The sequence below is a fragment of the Mesorhizobium sp. M7A.F.Ca.CA.002.09.1.1 genome (assembly GCF_003998555.1).
In the GTDB taxonomy this organism is placed as follows: Bacteria; Pseudomonadota; Alphaproteobacteria; order Rhizobiales; family Rhizobiaceae; genus Mesorhizobium; species Mesorhizobium ciceri.
Map to the genome: position 1 here is coordinate 1 of NZ_RZRR01001512.1, position 598 is coordinate 598.

General features: G+C 62.5%; 1 protein-coding gene. It reads left to right on the forward strand.

Annotated features, from left to right (window positions below):
* Nucleotides 1-151: 151 nt before the first annotated feature.
* On the forward strand, nucleotides 152-598 hold a 447-nt coding region (locus tag EN994_RS34355), incomplete at its 3' end, for a cation:proton antiporter (protein WP_206530582.1).

A 598-nucleotide genomic window follows, 5' to 3' on the forward strand; every position in this document is an offset into this window, starting at 1 on the left:
CCCCATATCAGATGATTTCAATGTCGGTGTGGACGGCGATTTGTCAGGAAGCAATTCGAGGTATTTTCTGCCGGCTCGAGCTTGCCGGGCAATCAACAATTTCCAGCCGCTTTGCCGCTGCCAGAATCTCGCTTCCCGGCTATAAGAGGCCATGGTTCTTTTCGAACTGACACTCGTTCTGCTGTTGATCGCCGTTGCGCTGACGGCGCTGTCGCGGCGCGTGCAGGTTCCTTATCCCTCTTTGCTGGCGCTGGCAGGGGTGGCCATCGCCTTCGTGCCTGGCGTGCCGACCATCGAGATCGACCCGGAACTGGCGCTTGCCCTGTTCATCGCGCCGGTGCTGCTCGACGCCGCCTATGACACGTCGCTGCGCGATCTCAACCGCTACAAGGTGCCGCTTGTGCTGCTGGCGCTTGGTGCCGTCCTTTTCACGACAGCGACGGTGGCGCTGGCCGGCTGGGCGATGGCAGGTCTGCCGATTGCCGCGGCTATAGCGCTTGGCGCCATCGTGGCGCCGCCCGATGCGGTTGCGGCATCGGCCGTGCTTGGCCAGTTCAAGGTGCCGCATCGCGTCACTGCCATTCTGCAAGGCGAGAGC